This is a genomic window from Actinoplanes subtropicus, assembly GCF_000721705.1.
GTDB classification, from domain to species: Bacteria; Actinomycetota; Actinomycetes; order Mycobacteriales; family Micromonosporaceae; genus Actinoplanes; species Actinoplanes subtropicus.
Window position 1 is genome coordinate 146378 of the sequence record NZ_JOJL01000027.1, and the last position, 21079, is coordinate 167456.

Annotated in this window: 13 protein-coding genes, 1 tRNA gene and 2 pseudogenes; 4 read left to right on the forward strand and 12 right to left on the reverse strand. The window is 70.5% G+C overall.

The window, feature by feature from the left end; all coding sequences use genetic code 11:
• Positions 1–83 precede the first annotated feature (83 nt).
• On the forward strand, positions 84–2303 hold the full coding sequence (locus tag IH26_RS0134160) for an AfsR/SARP family transcriptional regulator (RefSeq protein ID WP_051809004.1): 2220 nt from the start codon (positions 84–86) through the stop codon (positions 2301–2303).
• A gap of 40 nt (positions 2304–2343) precedes the next feature.
• Here IH26_RS0134160 and IH26_RS0134165 read toward each other — a convergent pair whose 3' ends face one another.
• From IH26_RS0134165 to fdh, 4 genes and pseudogenes are all read right to left on the reverse strand, one after another.
• Complete coding sequence (locus tag IH26_RS0134165) at positions 2344–4746, reverse strand: transglycosylase domain-containing protein (protein ID WP_034216569.1); 2403 nt, start codon at positions 4744–4746, stop codon at positions 2344–2346.
• A gap of 70 nt (positions 4747–4816) precedes the next feature.
• Positions 4817–5758: an NrfD/PsrC family molybdoenzyme membrane anchor subunit gene (gene nrfD / locus IH26_RS0134175; RefSeq protein ID WP_030440396.1), complete on the reverse strand. Its 942-nt coding sequence runs from the start codon at positions 5756–5758 to the stop codon at positions 4817–4819.
• Entirely contained in the window at positions 5755–6609 is an 855-nt protein-coding gene (locus IH26_RS0134180; protein WP_030440397.1) for a 4Fe-4S dicluster domain-containing protein, read from the reverse strand. Before IH26_RS0134180 ends, nrfD begins: the two co-directional genes overlap by 4 nt.
• Positions 6605–9832: pseudogene (gene fdh / locus IH26_RS0134185) on the reverse strand (formate dehydrogenase); the annotation flags it as partial. The pseudogene fdh and the gene IH26_RS0134180, both read right to left, overlap by 5 nt.
• Positions 9833–9950: 118 nt before the next feature.
• On the opposite strand from fdh, the gene IH26_RS0134195 reads away from it, so the two are divergent.
• Entirely contained in the window at positions 9951–10166 is a 216-nt protein-coding gene (locus tag IH26_RS0134195) for a type 2 periplasmic-binding domain-containing protein (protein ID WP_030440400.1), read from the forward strand.
• Between the two features lie 97 nt (positions 10167–10263).
• Here IH26_RS0134195 and IH26_RS56365 read toward each other — a convergent pair whose 3' ends face one another.
• From IH26_RS56365 to IH26_RS0134225, 5 genes are all read right to left on the reverse strand, one after another.
• Positions 10264–11133 (reverse strand): Ltp family lipoprotein, encoded by an 870-nt coding sequence (locus IH26_RS56365; RefSeq protein WP_157437527.1) that lies wholly within the window; start codon positions 11131–11133, stop codon positions 10264–10266.
• Positions 11134–11344: 211 nt separating this feature from the next.
• Entirely contained in the window at positions 11345–12751 is a 1407-nt protein-coding gene (locus IH26_RS0134205; protein WP_084599287.1) for a polysaccharide lyase 6 family protein, read from the reverse strand.
• A 56-nt stretch (positions 12752–12807) separates the two neighbouring features.
• Positions 12808–13662 carry a sigma-70 family RNA polymerase sigma factor gene (locus IH26_RS0134210; RefSeq protein ID WP_030440403.1) on the reverse strand — a complete coding sequence of 285 codons (855 nt, stop codon included), beginning with the start codon at positions 13660–13662 and terminating at the stop codon, positions 12808–12810.
• A 253-nt stretch (positions 13663–13915) separates the two neighbouring features.
• Positions 13916–14419, reverse strand: coding sequence for an RICIN domain-containing protein (locus tag IH26_RS0134220; RefSeq protein WP_157437528.1), 504 nt, complete (start codon positions 14417–14419; stop codon positions 13916–13918).
• A gap of 249 nt (positions 14420–14668) precedes the next feature.
• The gene (locus tag IH26_RS0134225; RefSeq protein WP_245665769.1) at positions 14669–15715 is read right to left on the reverse strand and encodes a S66 peptidase family protein; all 1047 of its coding nucleotides are present in this window, start codon (positions 15713–15715) and stop codon (positions 14669–14671) included.
• Between the two features lie 294 nt (positions 15716–16009).
• On the opposite strand from IH26_RS0134225, the gene IH26_RS0134230 reads away from it, so the two are divergent.
• On the forward strand, positions 16010–16534 hold the full coding sequence (locus IH26_RS0134230; protein ID WP_030440406.1) for a hypothetical protein: 525 nt from the start codon (positions 16010–16012) through the stop codon (positions 16532–16534).
• On the opposite strand, the gene selD is transcribed toward IH26_RS0134230, so the two are convergent.
• Positions 16531–17538, reverse strand: a complete 1008-nt coding sequence (gene selD / locus IH26_RS0134235; RefSeq protein WP_425394421.1) for a selenide, water dikinase SelD — start codon at positions 17536–17538, stop codon at positions 16531–16533. The genes IH26_RS0134230 and selD overlap by 4 nt on opposite strands.
• Before the next feature lie 41 nt (positions 17539–17579).
• On the opposite strand from selD, the gene IH26_RS0134240 reads away from it, so the two are divergent.
• A tRNA-Sec gene (locus IH26_RS0134240) sits at positions 17580–17675 on the forward strand.
• Here the strand turns inward: IH26_RS0134240 and wecB are convergent.
• Positions 17643–18868: pseudogene (gene wecB, locus IH26_RS58630) on the reverse strand (non-hydrolyzing UDP-N-acetylglucosamine 2-epimerase). The gene IH26_RS0134240 and the pseudogene wecB overlap by 33 nt on opposite strands.
• 146 nt (positions 18869–19014) lie before the next feature.
• Complete coding sequence (locus IH26_RS0134255) at positions 19015–21069, reverse strand: cellulose binding domain-containing protein (protein WP_245665773.1); 2055 nt, start codon at positions 21067–21069, stop codon at positions 19015–19017.
• Positions 21070–21079 lie beyond the last annotated feature (10 nt).

Consider the following 21079-nt stretch of genomic DNA (forward strand, 5'->3'; position numbering starts at 1 on the left):
CCGGCCGGACAGACCCTAGCGGCATTGTTGCTCTTGAATGTCAATTGGGGAATCGCGGATCGGTTGTGGCATGATCGGCGGCCGTGACCGTCGACAGCGAGGTCGGAACCGATATCGAGTTTCAAGTCCTGGGCCCGGTCCAGGTCCGAGTCGGCTCCGCTCCGGTCGTGCTCCGCGGCAAACACCGGTCGCTGCTGGCCGTCCTGCTGCTCAACGGCAACCACGTGGTCTCGGTCGACCGGCTGGCGGAGGCGTTGTGGGACCTGCCCCTGCCGGGCAACGCGGCGGGGCGGATCCGCACGCTGGTCTCGGAGATCCGCCGGCGCTGTGACCCGCTGGGCGACCTCGTCGTCACCCAGACCCCGGGCTACCTGCTGCGGTACGAACGCGGCCGGCTCGACCTGGACCGGTTCGTGGACACCGTCCAACTGGCCCAGGAGGCGGCCGCCGCCGGCCGGCCGCAGACCGCGCTGGCCCGCTACGACGAGGCCCTCGCGATGTGGGGCGGCGCCCCGCTGGGCGGCGCCAAAGGGCCGTTCGTGGCGGCCCACGCCGCCCGGCTGGAGGAGCTGCGGATCCAGGCCCAGGAGGGCCGCGTCGAGGCCATGCTCGCCCTGGGCCGGCACGGGGAGCTGATCGCCGACCTCGGGCGCCTCGTGGCCGAACAACCGCTGCGCGAGCGTACGCACGCCCTGCTGATGACAGCGCTGTACCGGGACGGGCAGCGCGGCAAGGCCCTCGCCGTCTTCCGCGACCTGCGGCTGCAGCTCACCGCCGAGCTGGGCGTGGAGCCGACCGCGCAACTCCAGTCGCTGCACCAGCAGGTGCTGGCCGGCGACGCCGCGCTGGACGGGCCCCCGCCGCCGGTGGAGGTTGCCCCTTCGCCCGCCGAGCCCGCGCCGGAGCCCGCCGCCTACCCGGTACCACGCCAGCTGCCGATCGCCACCACCCTGTTCGTCGGGCGGCAGGCGCACCTACGCCGGCTCGACTCACTGCTCGAACGGGGCCGGCCCCTGGTGGTGGTCAGCGGCCCGGCCGGCGCCGGCAAGACCGCCCTGGCCCTGCGCTGGGCGCACACCGCCGCCGGGCGGTTCCCCGACGGCCAGATCCTGCTGGACATGCGCGGCTTCGACGACCACGGGCACGCGATGACCCCGCGCGAGGCCGTCCCGCTGCTGCTGCAGGCGCTCGGCTGCCGGCGCGACGCGGTCCCGCCGACCCTGGCCGGCCAGGTCGCGCTGTACCGCACGATGGTGGCCGACCGCCGGATCCTGCTCGTCCTCGACGACGTCGCGCACGCCCGGCAGATCCATGACCTGCTCCCGGGCGGGCCCGGCTGCCTGACGCTGATCACCAGCCGCAGCCGGATGTCGAGCCTGACGGCGATGGCCGGCGCCGCGCGGATCACCTGTGACGTGCTGGACCCGGACAGCGCCGTCGACCTGCTCAGCCGGGCGGTCGGCGCGCAGCGCGTGGCGGCCGAGCCGGACGCGGCGGCCCGGCTCGCCGGCCTGTGCGACCACCTTCCGCTCGCGCTCTGCCTCGCCGCGGCGCACATCGACGAGGACACCGCGGACGGCGCCATCGGCCGGTTCGTCGACCGGATGACGGCCGGCGGCCGGCTGGTACAGCTGCGCCTCGACGGCGACGAGAATTCCGCCGTACGCGCGGCGCTCGACGCCTCGTACCAGGCGTTGCCCGCGGCCGCCCGGACCGTCTTCCGCAGCATCGGCCTGCTGCCCAGCACCGGGCGGGCGGTCGCCGCGATCGCCGCCGCCCTGGCCGTGGACCGGGCCGGCCTCGAGGACGCGCTCGGCGCCGCGGCCCGGGTCCACCTCCTCAAGCGGACCGGCCCCGAGCGCGTCGCCTGGCACGACCTGGTGCATGAGTTCGCCACCGAGCGTCTGCTCGAGGAGGAGAGCGCCGAGGCCCGGGAGGCCGCCAGGATCCGCCTGCTCGAACACTATCTGCGCAGCGCACGCGAGGCGGCGGGCCGGACACCGGCCGAGGCGGCCGCCTGGTTCGACGCCACCTGGGGCGAGATGGCCGCCGCGATCAAGCACGCCGCGGCGCACGGGCCGCGCCGCTACGCCTGGCAGCTCGTCGACGCGCTGCGCGATTTCCTGCTGCACCGCCGGCCGCTGTCGGACCTGGCCCGGATGGCGGAGATCGGGCTGGCGGTGGCCGACGCCGAGGGTGACCTCGTGGCGCGGGCCGCCATGCGAGCCACGGCCCTGGAATGCCTGGACCGCTCCCACACCACCGGCGCCGACCACGACGCGGCGAAGGTGCTGCTGGCCTAGCCGGCCGCCCGGGCGCATTGCCCGGGCGACCGCGTGTCCGTCAGTGGCCGTGTCTCTTGCCGCCGCCGTTGCCGGGGTTGGGTGCGGTGGCGCCGCCCGGGCCCTTGCTGATTTCCATGGTGATCGCCGTGTTCTTCGAGGCCATGCCGGTCGGCTGGGTGTCCGCCACGGTGCCCGCCGGGCAGTTCGACGCCACCTGGCCGCCCATCACCGGGGTGAAGCCGGCGTTCTTCAGCTCGGACTGGGCGTCGCCCACCGCGGTGCAGGACACCGACGGCACCGGCACCATGTCGCCGATCGCGACCTTCGTGTCGCCCGGTCTGGGGAACTGCACGCCCGGCCGGTTGTCCATGTAGTCGGCCACCGTGTTCCACACCGCCGGGTTGACCTGGCTGTGCGACATGTGCTGGGTCGTCTGCGGCCAGTCCGTGTCGGCCAGGTAACCGGCCACCACGATCTGCGTCGTGCCGAGGATCAGGGCCGCCGTCTTCGAGCTGTCGGTGGTGCCGGTCTTGCCGAAGACCGGCTTGCCGACGACGCCGTGCGCGGCGGGCGCCGTGCCACCGCCGCCGCAGCTGCCCAGCTGGGCCGAGTCGCCGACCGGGCAGCGGGCCGCGTCGACGGCGGCGCGGGCCACGTCCTGCGAGACGACCCGGCGGCAGTTCGCGCTGCCGACATCGATCTTCTCGTTGTCCTGCGTGACGATCTCCTTCACCGGGGTCGGCGCGCAGTACTTGCCGTCGGCCGCCAGCGTCGCGTACGCGTTCGCCAGGTCCAGCGGGGTCGACTCGGAGACACCCAGGGTGAACGCGCCCCACTGCTCGGAGTTGCCCGGCTTGGCCAGCTCGGCGTCGTTGGAGGCGCGGAACTGGATGCCGAAGTCCTCCGCGGTCTGCACCACGTTGTCGGCGCCGACCTCCTCCTCGAGCGGCACGAAGTACGTGTTCACCGAGTGCCCGAAGGCCGACCACATGTTGTAGACGCCGGCCTCGCTCTCGCCCGCGTTGCCCGGGCAGTAGAAGTGCGTGCCGGGGCAGGCGGCCGGGCTGCTCGGGTCGACGATGTAGTGCGTCTTCGCCACCGTTCCCGCGGTGAGCGTATGGGTCAGCGGGATGCCCTGCTTGAGGGCCGTCACCAGGGTGAACATCTTGAACGTCGAGCCGGCCTGGTAGCCGTCGACGTCGCCGCCGCCGCTGATGATCGGGTTGGTGGTGTTCGGGTACGTGCCCTTGATGCCCCGGTCCCGCTTGGCGGGGTTCGAGGACAGGTGGTTGTTCGAGTCGTCCAGGCTGTAGGTGCGGTTCGCCGAGAGCGCCAGCACCTGGCCGGTGCCCGGTTGCACGGCCGCCAGCATCAGCGCGTCCTTGTTGCCGTTGCTGATCTGCTCGGAGATCCGCTTGTGCATGGCCGCGGTGGTCTTGACGTCCATCGTGGTGACGACCCGGTAGCCGCCGTCGTTGAGGCGCTGCTCCCGGTCGTACGTGGTGGCGCCGAAGGCCTGCTGGCTGAGCCACCACCGGGTGAAGTAGTCGCAGAAGAAGCCCCACTCGTTCTTGTTGACCGAGATGCAGCCGTTGCCGGTCTTCTTGACCGTGTGCGGCACCTGCTCCTTCTCGGCCGCCGCCGCCTGCGCCGCGGTGATCGCGCCGGTGGTGACCATGCCCTGGAGCACGTAGTGCCGCCGGCCGACCGCCTGCGGGTAGCCCGACGTGGTGGTCGGGTTGAAGCTGGTCGGGGCCTTGACGAAGCCGGCCAGCAGCGCGGCCTGGGCGATGTCGAGGTCCTTCGGGTTCTTCTGGAAGTAGATCTGGCTGGCCGCGTAGATGCCGTACGCGCCGTTGCCGAACGGGGCGATGTTCAGATAGCGCTCGAGGATCTGCTGCTTGGTCATCTGCTTCTCGAGCTGCATCGCGTACTTCATCTCGGTGATCTTGCGTTTCGCCGTGTCCTCGGTGGCCGCCACCACCTCCTGCGGGGTGGTCGCCGAGTAGGCCAGCGACATGCGCGTCAACTGCATGGTCAGGGTGGAGGCACCCTGCTGGGCGCCGCCGCTCTGGTCGTTGACGAAGGCGCGGATCGTGCCCTTGATGTCCACGCCGCTGTGGTGGTAGAAGTTCCGGTCCTCGGCGGCGACGATCGCGTTCTGCATGTTGACCGAGATCTGCGACAGCGGCACGTCGCTGCGGAACTCGTCATACATGACCGCGATCTGCGTCTTGTTGTCGGACGCGAAGACCCGGGTGATCTGGGGGGAGCTGAACGATTTCAGCTGACTCGGCAGCGAATCGAACGCCTTGCCGCCGGCCTCGACGGTGAGGCCGGACATGGCGGCGGCCGGGAAGGCCGCGGCGGCCACCACCACCCCGGCCAGCGCACCGCAGACAAGCAGCGAGGTCGCGTTCGTAATGATGTTGTGGTCGCGGCGACGGAACCAGGAAGACACGGAGGGCACCCTACCGACTCTTTCCGTGAAGTCGATGTGAGGTCCGGGGGTGATCTCGGGAACGCCCGCCCTAATCGGGCATTTTCCCCGCGATTCGCTCCTTCTGCGGGACCACTGTGTACTGCGGGTCCCGCGCCGAGGCCATACCGCCATCAAAGATCCCGAATCGGGTGATTGCGGACGCCGCGAGGAGGGACAGGCCGGAGAGCGCGGACACCACCCGGCTGCGTTTACCGAGCACGGCGCCGGCCACCCCGGCGGCGGTCAGGGTGCGCCCGGTGCGCAGCAGCCGGCCCGCCTTCCCGGTCGCGTACGGCTCGCTGAGCAGGCCCTTGGTGGTCTCGATCCGGTGCGCGCCGTACAGCTCGAGGGCCGCGCCCAGCACGGCCATCCGCCGGGCCGGCGGCCCCGGATCGGCGATCAACCCGACCCCGGCCCCGCTCGCCAGGGCGCTGCCGGCAAAGACGAAAGGCAGTTCCGGGTACGCCGCATGCCAGCTCGGCGTGGCCGTGTCGGCGAGCAGCACGGCCGTGTAGGTGGCCAGCGCGGGCGCGATCGCCCCCGCCGCCAGCCCCGCGGCCGACCCGACCGGCGGCAGCACCTTGCGCGCGAACCGCGACGGCACCAGCGGAGCCGCTTCGGCCGCCGCGGCCACCCCCGCCGCCGCGCTGAACGCCGAGAAGATCCAGACGCCCACCGACATCGGCGAGGTCGGCTTGGCCACCCGCAGCATGTGGTGGAACCGCTCCGGCCGGCCCAGGTCGGCGACCAGGAAGTACCCGCTGGCGGCCACCGCGCCCAGCGCCGCGACCCGCCCGGCCCGGCGCAGGCGCGGCCGCCCGGTGGCCTGCCCGCCGGCCGCGAGCAGCGCCGACCCGGCCGCGAGCCCGCCGGTGAACAGGTACGCCGCGACGTCGTGCGTCCAGGGCGCCGGCCGCACGATCGGGCGGCCGTAGTACGAGCGGAAGTCGGCTTTCGGCACCATCGGCCGGTCGCCGCCGCGCGGGCTCATCTGCGCCGTCCCAGGAACGCGACGGCCACCGAGGCGGCCATGGTCAGCGCGGCCAGTCCCGCACGTTTCCACATATCGGGCAGATCCTTCGTCGTCACCACCGGGTCGGGCGGCAAACCGTACACCTCGGGCTCGTCCAGCAGCAGGAAGAACGCGCCGTCCCCGCCGACGCCGTCCTCCTCGGAGTGGCCGTACAGCCGGGCCGACTCCACGCCCTCGGCGTGCAGCTTCGCCACCCGCTCGGCGGCGGCCTCGCGCAGCACGTCGAGCTCGCCGTACTGGATCGACTCGGTCGGGCAGGCCTGCGCGCACGCCGGGGTCAGGCCGTCGCCGATCCGGTCGTAACACATCGTGCACTTCCAGGCGCGCCCGTCGCCCTCCCGACGATCGATCACGCCGTACGGGCAGGCCGCCACGCAGTACCCGCAGCCGTTGCAGACGTCCTCCTGCACCACGACGGTCCCGAACTCGGTGCGGAACAACGCCCCGGTCGGGCAGACGTCCAGGCAGCCGGCGTGCGTGCAGTGCTTGCACACGTTCGACATCATCAGCCAGCGGAAGTCCGGTTTGTCCTGACCCGGCATGCCGAGAAAAACGGGGTCGGGCCGGGGCTGTTCGATGAACGCCACGTGCCGCCACGAGTTGGCCGACAAGCCGCCGGTGTTGTCGTACGACTGCCCGAGCAGGTCGAATCCGTCGTCCGGGACCGCGTTCCACTCCTTGCAGGCCACCTCGCAGGCCTTGCATCCGATGCATACGGACGTGTCGGTGAAGAACCCCATCCGGGGCGGCGCGTCGACGTAGCCGGCGTCGGGGGCCGGGTCGAGCGGGCCGTACAGACTGTTAGCCATCGGCGTCCCCCGTGGTGACGATCGGCGTGTGGTGACCCGGGATCAGCCCCGCACGACGGCGGTACTCCTCGACGTACGCCAGCAAGGCTTTTCCGATCGGCCGCCGCCCGGGCTGGATGTCGCAGGTGCCGACCTTGCTCTCCTGGATCAGCACGTTCGGGTCGAGCGTGATGCCGATCAGGTCGTTCGCCGAGTCGCCGGTGACCAGGCCCTCCGAGCCCCAGTGGTAGGGCAGCCAGAGCTGGTGGATGGTCCGGCCGTCGATCCGCAGCGGCCGTAGCCGTTCGGTGACCAGCACCCTGGCCTCGATCGCGGCGCGCGCCGTGACGATGTGCGCCCAGCCCAGGTGGGTGAGCCCGCGCTCGGCGGCCAGCGCCGGCGACACCTCGACGAACATCTCCGGCTGCAGCTCCGAGAGGTACGCGAGCTGCCGGCTCATCCCGCCGGCCGTGTGGTGCTCGGTCAACCGGCTGGTGCTGAACACGTACGGGAAGACCTCGCTGTGCCGTTCCGGCGGGCTCGGGTTGGTCGGGTTGTCCTCCCGGTCGTAGACCTTGCGGGTCGGGTTCGCCTGCTGGCCGTAGAGCGGGTTGCGGATCGTCGACTCGGCCGGCTCGTAGTGGGTCGGCATCGGCCCGTCGATCAGCCCGCTGGGGGCGAACAGCCAGCCCTTCCCGTCGCCCTGCATGATGAACGCGTCGTCGCCGGCGATCGCGGCCACGCCGGTGTCGTCCGGCCCAGGACGGTACGAGGGCGGCTTGGTCTTCTCGAAGTCGGGCACGTCCTCGCCGGTCCACTCGCCCTTCTCCGCGTCCCACCAGACGTACGCCTTCCGCTGCGACCACGGGTTGCCCTCCGGGTCGGCCGAGGCGCGGTTGTAGAGCGTGCGGCGGTTGGCCGGCCACGCCCAGCCCCACTCGGGCGCGACGAAGTTCTGCTCCCGCCCCGGCTTGCGGCGGGCCGCCTGGTTCACCCCGTCCTTGAAGACGCCGGTGTAGATCCAGCAGCCGCCCGAGGTGGTCCCGTCCGGCCGCATCTCGTTGAAGGTGGACAGCAGCTTCCCGGTGGTCAGGTCGTACCCGTTGATCTCCTTGAGGACCAGTTCGGCGTCCGGCTCCTCACCGCCGTACTCCCAGGTCAGGTTTTTGATCCCCTGATCGCGCGGGAGGGTGGAATCGGCGAGCCGCTCCCGGATGCGTTTGCCCAGGTGGTAGAAGAACCACAGCTCGCTGCGCGCGTCGCCCGGCGGCTCGACCGCCTTCTCCCGCCACTGCAGCATCCGCTGGGTCTGGGTGAACGTGCCCTCCTTCTCGGCGTGCGCCGCGGCCGGCATGAAGAACACCTCGGTGCGGCACTGTTCCGGCACGATCTCGCCGGTCGCCGCCTCCGGGCCGCCCTTCCAGAACGTCGCGCTCTCGATCAGGTACAGGTCGCGGACCACCAGCCAGTCCAGATTCGCCATGCCCAGCCGCTGCGCGCGGCCGTGCGCCGAGCCGACCGCCGGGTTCTGGCCGAGCAGGAAATACCCCTTGATCTTCCCGTCGATCATGTCGAGGGCCTGCCGGTACGTGCCGTGGTCGCCGGTCACCCGGGGCAGCCAGTCGTAGCCCCAGTCGTTCTCCTCGGTCGCCGCCGCGCCGAAATAGGCCTTGAGCAGGCTCACCGCGTACGACTCGGCGTTCGACCAGAAGCCCTTCTGGCCCGGGTGCCGGATCGCGTCGACCCACTGCCGGAACGTCTCGTGCTTCTCGTGGTTCGGCATCGGCAGGTAGCCCGGCAGCAGGTTGAACAGCGTCGGGATGTCGGTCGAGCCCTGGATGCTGGCGTGGCCGCGCAGCGCGAGCACGCCCCCGCCCGGCCGCCCCATGTTCCCGAGCAGCAGCTGGATGATCGCGCCGGTGCGGATGTACTGCACGCCCACGCTGTGCTGCGTCCACCCCACCGAGTACACGAGGGCGGTGGTGCGCTCCCGGCCCGAGTTCGCGGTCCAGGCTTCGCAAACTTCCAAGAACGCTTGCCGGGGTACGCCGCAGAGCCGCTCGACGACCTCAGGGGTGTAGCGCGCGTAGTGCCGCTTCAGGACCTGGTACACGCAGCGCGGGTGCTGCAGCGTCGGGTCCTTCGGCGTGTCCTTGGGCACCGGGGCGCCGTGCGACTCGTGCCGCATCGGCTCGGCCGTGTCCGGGTGCGGCTCGTGGTGCTGCTCCACCCCGTCGTACGTCCAGCTGTCCGAGTTGTACGTGTTGGTCTCCGGGTCGTAGCCGGAGAACAACCCGTCCAGGTCCTCGGTGTCCCGGAAGTCCTCGCTCACGATCGTGGACGCGTTGGTGTACGCCAGCACGTACTCCCGGAAGTCCTTCTCGTTGCTCAGGATGTAGTTGATCACCCCACCCAGGAACGCGATGTCGGTCCCCGCCCGCACCGGCACGTAGGTGTGCGCGAGCGCGCTGGTCCGGGTGAACCGCGGGTCGACGTGGATCACCTTCGCGCCACGGTTCTTGGCCTCGACCACCCACTGGAAGCCCACCGGGTGCGCCTCGGCCATGTTCGAGCCTTGGATGATGATGCAATCGGCGTTCGCCAGATCCTGCAGGAAGCTGGTGGCCCCGCCACGGCCGAAAGAAGTCCCCAGACCGGGGACGGTGGCGGAGTGTCAAATACGGGCCTGGTTCTCGATCTGGATCGCGCCGATCGCCGTGAAGAGCTTCTTGATCAGGTAGTTCTCTTCGTTGTCCAGCGTCGCGCCGCCCAGGCTCGAGATGCCCAGCGTGCGGTTGAGCGGCCGTTGCCGATCGTCGCGGTCCTGCCAGGTGGCGTCCCGCGCCGCTAGCACCCGGTCGGCGATCATGTCCATCGCCGTCTCGAGGTCGAGCCGCTCCCACTCCGTCCCGTACGGCCGGCGGTAGAGCACGTGCTGCTGGCGGCGGTCACTGGTGACGAGGCTCAGGCTGGCCGAGCCCTTGGGACACAGCCGCCCCCGGGAGACCGGACTGTCGGGGTCGCCCTCGATCTGCACGATCTTCTCGTCCTTCACGAAGATCCGCTGCCCGCACCCGACGGCACAGTAGGGGCAGACGGACTTGGCGACCCGGTCGGCGGTCTCGGTACGCGCGGTGAGGCCCTTCGACCGCTCCGACTGCGCGGCGGCACCACGACCGAGCGGGTCGGTCCCGGTCAGTTGCCGATAGACCGGCCAGCCCTCGATCCAAGTCCGGACACCCACGCGCTCCAACCTAGCGGCTCGCGGCGTCCCCCGCACGGCGGAGAGCGTTCGGTTTCATCGGGACCTTCTCGTCGATCATGGGAGTCGATAATGGGACGGTGTTGAGCTTTCAGCGGAGTTGGCGCCGGATTTCGAGCAGTTCGTCTACCGCTACTGGGTCGAGAATGTCATCTACCACCACACGATCTACCAACAGCGCCCCGCCGGCGGCCTGCCCCCGCTCGCGCAGGAGTACCTCGCGCTGCTACAGACGCCCGACCGTCCCGCCCTCGGCATCCGGTCGGCCCCGTTGTCCTCGTGCGCCGACCATCCGGGTCAACTCGGGCTGTGGTGACCGTCGGCATCTGCGCGGCACCCGGCCGGCCATGCCCCGAATCGACATCCCTTCAGCTGTCGATTGACCCGTACGCTCAAGCATTTGGATCTTCGGGTTACAGCCCGGCCTTCTTGACGCCGTAGGTGGCCTGTCCAGTGGTGAAGCCCTCGAACTTGAGCTGTTCGATGAGTCCCGAGCGGGAGAAGGAGCCGTTATCCAGATACTCCGCCGCCTTCTTGGCGGCCTGCTCGTTCCAGTTCGCCTTCTGCGCGTCCACCCCGAAGGTGGCCTGCTTGGTGGAGAACCCTTCGAACTCGAGCTGCTTGATCAGTCCGGAGCGGGAGAAGGAGCCGTTATCCAGATACTCCGCTGCCTTCTTGACGGCCTGCTCGTTCCAGTTCGCCTTCTGCGCGTCCACCCCGAAAGTGGCGTCCTTGGTGGAGAACCCCTCGAACTCGAGCTGCTTGATCAGTCCGGAACGGGAGAAGGACGAGTACGACAGGTAGTCGGCTGCCTTCTCGACGGCGTTCTGCTGGGAATCTGTCAGCTCTTTGGTGGGCTCCGAGGCCGGCTCCGCAACGGCCTCGGTGGCCTCGGTGGCCTCGACGGCCGGCTGACTTGTGGGGGCCAGGCCGCCCTGGTATTCACCGCAGACGGTGGTGTCCCAAAGTGCGGGGTCGTAGGCACGGATCCCGGCGGTCATCTCGATGCACGCCTGGAGCTTGCCGATTGCCTCCTGGTTCGGTGTGCCCGTGGGTGCGGTGGTGGCCGCCGCAACGGGCGCACCGGTGGGCGTCTCGTCGTGTCCGCCGGCAGCGACGCCGATGATGACCAGACCGGCGAGTACGCCGCCGACCAGACCGGCCTTCTTGCCCGCGCTCATTTTCTTCTTCGAGGCGGGAGCAGGGGTGTAATCAGGCATAGGCATGGACACGAGCGCCTCCTTGCGCTTGTGCCGGGTAGGCGGCAGCGCATTCAGGCCCACCCTTCGAACCGGGCCGCCACCAGGCTAAATGCCGCCCGCGGCGGATCCATCCGTCGGACGTACAGCGGCGGCAGCCTCATGACCGATTCGTCGATGCCGTTGGTGCCGCTCGGCAGACCGGTGGGATGACGCCGTCCGGGTGCCGACACGAGCCCGGCACCCAGAGGCGGCCCGCCACCCGGTGTGGGGGCGGGCCGTTTCTGTCGCGTCGTCAGTTCGCGGCGGGACCGACGTCGGCCGTGGTCAGTGGCTCGCGGTTCGGGCCGGCGGGGCCGAGTTCGTCGGCGCCGACGTCCTTCGCGCCCGTACGGGTCTGACCGTCCATGTCCAGCGCCACCGCGGGGAAGCTGCCGGTCGCCGCGTCGATCGCCGGGCTGCCCGTGGAGAGCCGGTAGATCCCGCCCGCGTCCAGTACCAGCTTCGGGTCGGCCGTGGAGTACCCGCCGCTCGGTAGCGACCCGGCGGACACCCCGTGCAGCATGTTGCCCTGGTAGTGCAGGCTCGACCCGCCCTGCAGGCGCAGCGCCGACCCGGTTCCGCTGACGACGTTGTCGGCCACCGTGATGTCGCTGGGCTGGTACGCCTTGCTGCTGTCGCCCATCTTGATCGGCGACGACTTGTCCCCGACGAACGTGTTGAACGCGACCAGCACGTGGTCGGCCGCCTCGTGGTCGGTTCCGCTCGTGGTGTCGTCGCGCACCTCGCCGCCGCCGACCGCGAGCGCCTGCCCGGTGCTGTTCTGGATCACGTTGTTGATCACGGTGTGGTTGTTGCCGAAGATCCGGATGCCGGTGTCGTTGCCGAGCAGGTAGTTGCCCTCGACCAGGTTGTCCCACCCGTGCCGCAGGGTGATCGTGCCCTTGCTGTTCCGCAGGGTGTTGTACCGGATGGTGTCCGACGTGGACTTGACCGAGATGACCTCGAGGTCGCCGTCGCACTTCTCGAAGAGGTTGTTCTCGACGATCGCGTGCGCCGCGCTGTGCTGCCGCCCCGACAGCCCGAGCCGGATCGACTCGCCGCCGTTGCCCCCGCGGTACGAGTGGTCCAGGAAGTAGTTGTGGTGGATCCAGGTACGCTGCGCCATCGCCGAGCCCGGCCCGACCACCTCGATGAAGTTCCCGAGCGTCGACTTGTGCTGGAACGTGTTGTGGTCCACCTGAGCGTCGTCGCCGGCCACCGTGAGCCAGTACTGGGCGCTCCCGCTGATCTGAACGACATTCCGGGTGATCTGCACGTGGCCGGCGCCGGCCGGGATCGTCAGGGCCCGGGAGCCGGTCAGCCGGAAACCCGAGAGCGTCACGTACGATGCGCTGCCGCCGATGCTGAAGCCGCCGCTGCCGCTGATCGTCGCCTTGCCGACGTGCTGCGCCCGTACAATGATCGGATCTTTCGCTGTTCCGGCCTTGGTGATGGCGAGGACATCGCCGGTCGAGTAGGTGCCGTCGGCCAGCTCGATCACGTCACCGGGCACGGCCGCCGCCAGCGCCGACTCCAGGGCCGCCACCGAGCTGACCACCTTGCTCGAAGCCGCCGAGCCAGGCAGGGCAAACACGATGGAGAAGGCGCCGACCGCGACGGCGGCCACGCCGGTCGCAAGATATCCGGCACGTCGAGTCATGACAGCTCCACGGAATAGGAAGAGAGTCTTACTGTAGGTCCAGGCAGTGACGAAAATCAATGCCAAAGATCTGATGACTGTACGTGCGGCCGCAGCCGGGCGAGCGCCCCCGGATCGGCGACGATGTCGATGGCGCGGACCCGGCCACCCTCGACCGTGAAGGTCATGGCGGTGACGAGGCGGCCGTGCGGCTCCACCAGGATGGCCGGCGCGCCGTCGACCAGCGCGACCCGGGCGTGTCCGGCCCGGTGCGCGAAGGTCAGCGCCTGCCGTGCGACGGTCTGCGCACCCCGGAGGAGGGTGGCGGCCGCGTCCGGTGCCGCGTAGGCGTCGGCGCGCGCGGTGACGTCGGGATCGAGCAGGTCCAGCAGGCGGGCGAAGTCGCCGTCGCGTGCCGCGGCGAGGAACGCCTCGACCACCGTACGCCGGCTCGGCAGGCCGTCCGGACTCCCTGCCGCACGGACCCGGCGGCGGGCGCGGCTGGCGAGCATCTTCGCGGCCGCCGTCGAACGCCCCAGGATCTCCGCGATCTCCTCGAACGGAACCGCGAAGACATCATGGAGTACGAACGCCAGCCGCTCCGCCGGGGTCAGCATGTCCAGCGTGACCAGCAGAGCGACCCCGACCGCCTCGGCCCGGACCACGTCGTCCTGCGGATCCGGCTCGTCGCCCGGCGGCGGCGCGACCATCGGGACCTCGCGGCGCGCCCGCCGGGCCCGCAGCATGTCCAGGCAGATCCGGGCCACCACCGTGGTCAGCCAGGCGCGGACGTTCCGGACGTCGCCGGTGTCCGCCGTGGCCAGCCGCAGCCACGCCTCCTGCACGGCGTCGTCGGCCTCGCTCGGCGAGCCCAGCATGTGGCGGGCGACCGCGTACAGATGCTCCCGATGGGCCGGAAAGTCGATCTCCATGGTTACCTCTCCGATGCGCCGCCCGGGTCACCTTCACCCTCGACTTCGAGGGGCACGGGCTCGGCGTACCCCTGGTACCGCTGGTGCGCACGCAGGCGGGGAAGGCGGCACCGGTCAGCTACGAAAACCTGAAGAGGCTGCTGGAAACCGAGCGGTGACGTGACGAACTTGGCGACCAAGGATCGCTAGGTGGTCGACCAGCAGGGAGCGCGGCCCGGTGGGCTCACCGCGCCGCGCTACTGCGTCCCTCCTGCTACGAGTTCGTCGGCGGGTGCCCGTCCGCGTCCTCCGTTTGCCAGACCTGGTCGGGGTTGCCGTTCCAGGCCCATAGGGTGGCACCGGCGCCCGAGTTGGCATGGCCGCCGTAGATTGCGAGAACGAGCGACCAGTCCTGGCTGTCCTCGTCGGTGAAATTGCTCTCGCCGCGGACCGCCGTCCACCGGACACAGTCGTCCTGACCAAAGGTGACCAACTGTTCGCCCTGCTGGTTCCTGCCGTGCTGCCGTCGGATGCAGTCATTGTTGCGGTTGAAGAGGTGGTCGTCCGTGTCGTAGTGCCAGACCTGGTCGGCGTTCCAGGTGCACGGCCACTGCCCGATGTAGCCGCTGGCGGTCACGCCGAGACACCTGTTGTTGCCGTTCTTGAGCCGCCATTCCCAGTTGGCGAAGGCGGGTGCCGATATTGCCAGTGACGCCAGCAGTGGCGTCGTCATCCCCACCGCCAGCAGACTCCTGCCGAGCGATCGCCGAAACCTCATGGTCGTGAATCCCTTCGCCGGTTTGCCGAGCCTGCGCGGCCCGGCCGACCTCGATTCCGTCACAACCACGCGTCGGTCGGTCGGCCTCAGACCAAACACGGACCAAGTACGGACCAGGCGAGATCAGGGAGCGGATCGATATCCCCACCGTCGAGACGACTGGGTTCCTCATCCGCGCCCACGCAAGGAAGTCGGTGGACGCCAGGACTATCCCGTACGTTCGAGCAATGGGGTCTCCGGCCATCCGGGTCAACTCAGGCTCTGATAGCTGGCGGCGCCGGGCCGGACGCCCGCCTCCACGGTCAGGGTGCCGGCGTGGGTGTCGATCGTGGCGCGGGCGCCGAGCGGGACGGTGAGCTGGCCGTTGCCGTGGCCGACGCGCAGGCCGCCCAGGACCGGGACGCCCAGGCCGGACAGGCGGTCCTGGACGGCCTGGGCCGCGGTCCACTGGCCGCTGACCACCGAGGCGTTGGTGAACTGGCCGAGCGCCACGCCGGCGATCCGGTGCAGCGCGCCCGTGCGGATCAGGTGGGTCAGCATGCGGTCGTAGCTGTACGGGGACTCGTCGGTGTCCTCGAACAGCAGGATGGCGCCGCGCAGGCTGGGCAGGTCGCGGGTGCCCAGGCTGGTCTGCAGCATCGTCAGGTTGCCGCCGAGCAGGGTGCCGGTCGCCACGCCGGAGACCGAGACCGCGGCGCTGGGCTCGGCCGGGTCGCTGTGCAGCACGATCGGGTCGGTGGTCATGACCGCCCGGCGCAGCGATTCGATCTCGACCGGGCCGGTGCGCGCGTCGGTCCAGTTCATCATCGGGCCGTAGAAGCTGATCAGCCGCGCGCCGGTCCACAGCCGGCCGGAGAGCACGGTCAGGTCGCTGAAGCCGACGAAGACCCGCGGGTCGCGGCGGACCGCGGACAGGTCGAGGCCGTCGATGATGCGCTGGGTGCCGTAGCCGCCCCGGGCGGCGAAGACGCCGCGCACGCCGGGGTCGCGGAAGGCCGCGTTGAGGTCGGCCAGCCGGGCCTCGTCGGTGCCGGCCAGGTAGCCGTACTGGTCGTAGAGATGCGCGCCCGGCTCGACCACCAGGCCGAAGCCCTCCAGGAGCTGGATGCCGCGGGCCAGCCTGGCGTCCGGCACCCCGGCCGGGGCGATCACCCGGACCCGGTCGCCGGGGCTGAGCGCGGGCGCCCGGATCGCGGCCCGCGTGCCGGCCCGCGCGGGCGCCCCGGACACGACGGACACGGCGGCGCCGGTTCCCGCGGCGGCCGCGCCGATCAACGTACGGCGAGAGATCATCACCCGGCGCACGTTTCCGCGCCCTGCCCGAATAGTCAAGAATGCCGACAGCGGGTCGCGGATCCAGCGGCCCGGCGATTCTCCCCGGAGACCCCTGGCCGCTGGAAGGGCATCTGCACGTTCGCCGCCGGCTACGCCCGCAAACCACGATCACCGGCGCTGAACTCGGGCACCGGCCAGTTCCTGGAAGCACGGACGGAGCAGCTCGGCGATCCGCTCGGGGGACGCGTCGGCCAGGTGGCCCGTCGCCGGCCGAGATGGAGGCGGCACCGGAGGCCGCGCGCTAACGTCGGCGGCATGGGGGAATGGCTCGCGACCGTGCGGTTCGAAAACGGAAATATCCGGTACGCGCGATACAGCACGGTCGTCGAGAGCGTTCTGTCCGGCCTCTACATGTCGGTGTGTCACGACGGGCCGCGGGCGCGACCGGCCGGGGAGCCCATCGCCGGCCGGCCCGGGGATCCGCCCGCGGCCGTCGAAGACCTCGTCGCGGTCGTGATCACCGTGGATCCGGACGAGCTGACCTGGCACGCCGTTTACGACCCCGCGCGTGATCTGCTGGTCGGGCCGCGCTCGTCGCACCACCGCGCCGCGCTGCGGGAGGAGTACCACCTGATCGGTGGCCACCTGACGAAGGGGCCGCGGCTCGGGTTGTGCGGGCGGGCGGCGGATGGGGACGAGGTGCCGTTCCATCGCCCGCACTGGCTCGACCACGCGCACCTCGACGCGCCGCCGCCAGGGTCAGATCTGCCAGAAATCGATCTTTTTGCCGGATGGGCGGGCGGAACGGTCTGCCGGGACTGCCTGATGGCGACGATCTAGCGGACGATCACGGTGACGCCGCCGGGGCGGGGCGGCAGCAGCTCGCCGACGATCGGGTAGCCGGGGATCTCGCCGGCCACCAGCAGGCCGCCGGAGGTCTGCGCGTCGGCCAGCAGCAGGAGCTCGTCCTCGGGGGTCGGACCGGCGTCGAGGGCCGGGCGTACCCAATCGAGGTTTCTCTTTGTTCCTCCACTCACGAAACCGTCGGCCAGGGCCTGGCGGGCGCCGGGCAGATAGGGCACGGCGGCGGCGTCGATCCGCGCCGTCAGCCCGCTCGCCCGGGCGAGTTTGTGCAGGTGGCCGAGCAGTCCGAAGCCGGTGACGTCGGTCGCGCACTGCACGCCGGCCTTGAGCGCGGCCTCGGCGGCGTCCCGGTTCAGCGTGGTCATCGCGTCGACGGCGGCCGGGAAGACCTCGCCGGTGGACTTGTGCCGGCTGTTCAGCACGCCGACGCCGAGCGGTTTGGTGAGGGTGAGCGGCAGCCCGGCCTGACCGGCGTCGTTGCGCATCAGCCGCATCGGGTCGGCCACGCCGGTCACCGCCATGCCGTATTTCGGCTCCGGATCGTCCACCGAATGGCCGCCGGCCACGTGACAAGCGGCCTCGCGGGCGACGTCGAGGCCGCCCCGCAGCACCTCGGCGGCCAACTCCATCGGCAGCAGATCACGCGGCCAGCAGAGCAGGTTCACCGCGACGACGGGCGTTCCGCCCATCGCATAGACGTCCGAGAGAGCATTGGCGGCCGCGATCCTCCCCCAGTCGTACGCGTCGTCCACCACCGGCGTGAAGAAGTCCGCCGTGGCCACCACCGCCGTGCCACCGGCGATCCGCACCACCGCCGCGTCGTCCCCGTCGTCCAGCCCGACCAGCAACTCCCCCGCCCCGGCCGGCACCCCGCCGACCAGGCCGGAGACCACCGCCTCGAGCTCGCCGGGGGGAATCTTGCAGGCGCAGCCGCCGCCGTGCGCGTACCCGGTCAGGCGTTTGGTCTCTTCGATCGTCACCCTGCCCACTCTGGCATGGGTCGCTTGGTTAGGCTCATCGCGGAGGCGTTCGGGCGGCTGGTGCCCCTCCCAGTCTTCAAAACTGGTGTGACCCGGCATCCGGGTCAGGCGGGTTCGATTCCCGTCCGCCTCCGCCAACCAGGGTCAGAGCCCGGCTGGCCGGCGGACACGCCGCCGGCCGGGACCCCGTCAGGTTCAGCGCGGACTCTCACCGACTCTCGTCGGGAACCACGCACCCGCTCGCCGGCCCGGCCGTCGCCGTACGGGTTGACCGCCGTCGTCATGCGCAGGTAGGCCGCGCGGTCGTGCGGCAGCGTCCGCACTGCCCGCACGATCGTGGCCGGATCGGTGCCGACGAGCCGCGCCGTGCCCGCCATGATGCCCTCCGGCCGCTCCGTGGTTTCTCGCATCACCAGGACCGGTTTGCCGAGGCTCGGTCCCTCCTCCTGAACCCCGCCGGAGTCGGTGAGGATCAGGTGACTGCGGTTCATCAGACGACAGAAGTCGGCGTGGTCCAGCGGCTCCACCACCGTGATGGCGGGCCGTCCGGCGATCGGCGGCAGCAGCGCCTCACGCACCGCGGATTGCGGTGCACCGGGATCACGATGCGCAGGCCGGGTTCGGCGTCGGCCAGTTCCGCGAGCGCGGCGCCGATCTGCCGCATCGGTTCTCCCCACGATTCCCGCCGATGCGCGGTGGCCAGCAGGACCGGGCCGTCGTCCCGGTCGAGCACAGCGAGCGCGGGCTCGGCGTAGCCGCCTGCGAATGTCACCGACCACAGCAACGCGTCGATGACGGTGTTGCCGGTGACCACCACCGGCTCGGCCGGGACGGTCTCGGCCAGCAGGTTGGCGGCGGCCGCCGGGGCCGGCGCCAGGTGCAGCCTGGTGAGGCAGGCGATGAGCCGCCGGTTGGCCTCCTCCTGCGCTCGCCGCGCAGCAGCCGGAAGGTTGCCCGCCAGCCGACCGGCAGCCACACGTAGGCGTAGACGGAGAACAGGAGTGCGTAGAGCAGCGCTCGCGAAATCGTCACCTCCGGACCGGCCCGGTGGGCGGCACGCCAGCAGACATAACCGATCAACGGAATCAGCGCGAGAACCACCAGGTACCACCAGAGCAGCAGGCCGTTGTGGGCTAGCAGGCTGCGCACCGCGGCGTCGTGGTCGGTGGCCAGGACGACGGCGAGCCGGGGCAGGAAGGCGAGCCAGGCTGCGCACCGCGGCGTCGTGGTCGATGGCCAGGACGACGGCGAGCCGGGGCAGGAAGGCGAGCAACGACAGGGTGATCAGCAGCACGGTGACCGCAGCGACCAGATAGACGATCAGGTCCACCTGCCTTCCCGCCGACAGCTGCGGGTAGCACCAGGGTCGCGCCGGGCCGGCCGGGTGACTGTTCCGGTCTGATCCGCCGTTGGCGGGTTGGCAGACGAGGGCGGCTGAGCCGCGCGCGGCTTCTCGCGCGACGCGCGAGCAGGCGATCAGGGAGAGTACGTCGTCGTACAGACCGTGCCGTTCAGGGTGAAGGAGGCCGGTGGCGGGTTCGCCCCGGTCTGATTGCCGACGAAGCCGAAGCTGGCCGTGTTGGCCCCGTTCGCGGCGAGGGTGGCGTTGTAGCCGGCTGGGGTGACGGTCACGTGCTGGCCGTCGGTGGCGAAGGTGGCGTTCCAGGTGCTGCCGGAGACCGACTCGGTGGTCGCGGGCAGGGTGAAGGCGAGCGTCCACCCGGTGATCGGATCGGGGCCGGTGTTGGTGACGCTGATGGAGGCCACGAAACCACTGCCCCAGCCGGCCGACAGGTCGTAGGTCACGGCGCAGGTGCTGGTGCGCGGCGTGCCGGTGACGAAGGTGACCGGCGGCGAGGGCAGCGACAGGTAACCCTTCTGGTCGGTGGCGAGCACGTTGAGGGTGTACGCGGTCCCGGGCAGCAAATTGCGGGCGGTGAAGGAGGTGGCCGTCGTGTCACCCAGCAGCACGCTGTTCGTGCCGAACTGCTGGTACACCGCGTAGCGGGTGACGGCGCCGCCGGTGGACGGCTGCCAGGCGATCGTGGCACTGGCGTCCGTGACGGCGCTGACAGCCGGGTTGCCGGGTGAGGTCAGCCGGGTGCTGACCGGATTCGTCGCCGAGGGGTCCAGCTTCAGTGTCACGATCGAGTACGGCGGGATGACCAGGGTGTGCGCGGTGCCCTGCTGTGCGCTGCTGATCGCGGTGGACCGGGAGCCGACGGTGTAGACCGTCGGGGTGGCGGAGCTCGGTGTCCATCCGTCGTAGGTGAGATTCACCGCGTACGCCGTAGTGGGGTCCTGGTTCATCAGTTCCACCGACAGCCGGCCGTCGGTGTTGCGGGCCGCGTGGACGGAGATCAACTGGTGGTCGGAGCCGGCCCGGATCAGGGTGTCGCCCGGCATGGCGACCTTGCTGAGCATCTGGAAGGCGTAGTACGGCGGGAACGGTGTATTCAGCGGCGGTTCGCAAACGTTGTCGCTGTTGCAATTGCCGCTGGAGATCATGCCGCCGTCGCCGTAGGAGGTGGTCCCGTCCGGCGCGGTGGTGACGCCGTTGTCCGGCATGCCGTTGCGGGTGTCCCAGTAGTCGATGTTGAACACGCCGTTCTCGAGCGCCGTGAGGTAGACGTCGGCGGTGAACAGCCCTCCCACCTGGGTGTCGGATTGGTAGTTCGACGCGGTCTCGGTCACCGCGATGCCGATGGTGGCCGCGTTCGGGCCGGCGTAGTGGTCGATCTTCTGGCGCAGCTGGGCCAGCTCGCCGGGCAGCAACCTGGTCTGCTGGAGTACGTCGGCCGCGGTGGTGTGGTTCGGGTAGTAATGCATGATCACGAAGTCGATGGCCGGCCCGGCGATCGTCAGCACGGTCCGGTTCCAGTCGCCCGGGTCGGCCGAGCCCACCACGCCGTCCGGCCAGTTTCCCGGATCGGTCACGACCGCACCGATCTTGATGCTCGGGTCGACGGCCTTCATCGCCTTGGCGTACTGAACGACCAGGTTGGCGTACGTGGTCGCGCTCTTGCTGTCGTGATAGTCCAGTTCCCAGTTCGCGCCGTAGTAGCCGTTGCCGAAGATCTCGTTGCCGATCTCCCAGTACTTCACGCCGTAGTTCTTCGTGACGTTGGCGTACCGGACCCAGTCGGCGGCCTCCTGCGGTGTGCCCGAGCCGTAGTTGGCGATCAGGATGGCCTGCGCGCCGATGGCCTGGGTGGTGTGCATGAACGAGTCGAAGTCCGTTCCCGGGGCCACATATCCGCCGCCGGAGACGGTGTTGGTCTGCCAGTGGTAGCCGTCGCCGTACGAGCCGCCCGGGTAGCGCATCATCCGTACCCCGGCCCGGCCGAGCAGGTCCACCGACGCCGCGGTGTTCATGTTGGTGTCCCAGACGGCCTGGTTGAGCCCGTACGCGGTGCTGGGCACCGCACCCAGACCCTCCCGGGCGTTGACCGTGACGCTGACCGCCGGGATGTCGCCCGGCGCCGCCCGTGCGGCCGTGCCGATCGCGAAACCGGCCGTGCCGGTGAGCACCGTTGCCAGC

What these genes read in the sequence shown, in the direction of transcription:
- IH26_RS0134220 (WP_157437528.1), bottom strand. Translation starts at nt 14,419, where the DNA reads ATGAGGTTTCGGCGATCGCTCGGCAGGAGTCTGCTGGCGGTGGGGATG.
- IH26_RS0134210 (WP_030440403.1), bottom strand. Translation starts at nt 13,662, where the DNA reads ATGGAGATCGACTTTCCGGCCCATCGGGAGCATCTGTACGCGGTCGCC.
- IH26_RS0134205 (WP_084599287.1), bottom strand. Translation starts at nt 12,751, where the DNA reads ATGACTCGACGTGCCGGATATCTTGCGACCGGCGTGGCCGCCGTCGCG.
- nrfD (WP_030440396.1), bottom strand. Translation starts at nt 5,758, where the DNA reads ATGAGCCCGCGCGGCGGCGACCGGCCGATGGTGCCGAAAGCCGACTTC.
- IH26_RS0134230 (WP_030440406.1), top strand. Translation starts at nt 16,010, where the DNA reads ATGGGGGAATGGCTCGCGACCGTGCGGTTCGAAAACGGAAATATCCGG.
- IH26_RS0134180 (WP_030440397.1), bottom strand. Translation starts at nt 6,609, where the DNA reads ATGGCTAACAGTCTGTACGGCCCGCTCGACCCGGCCCCCGACGCCGGC.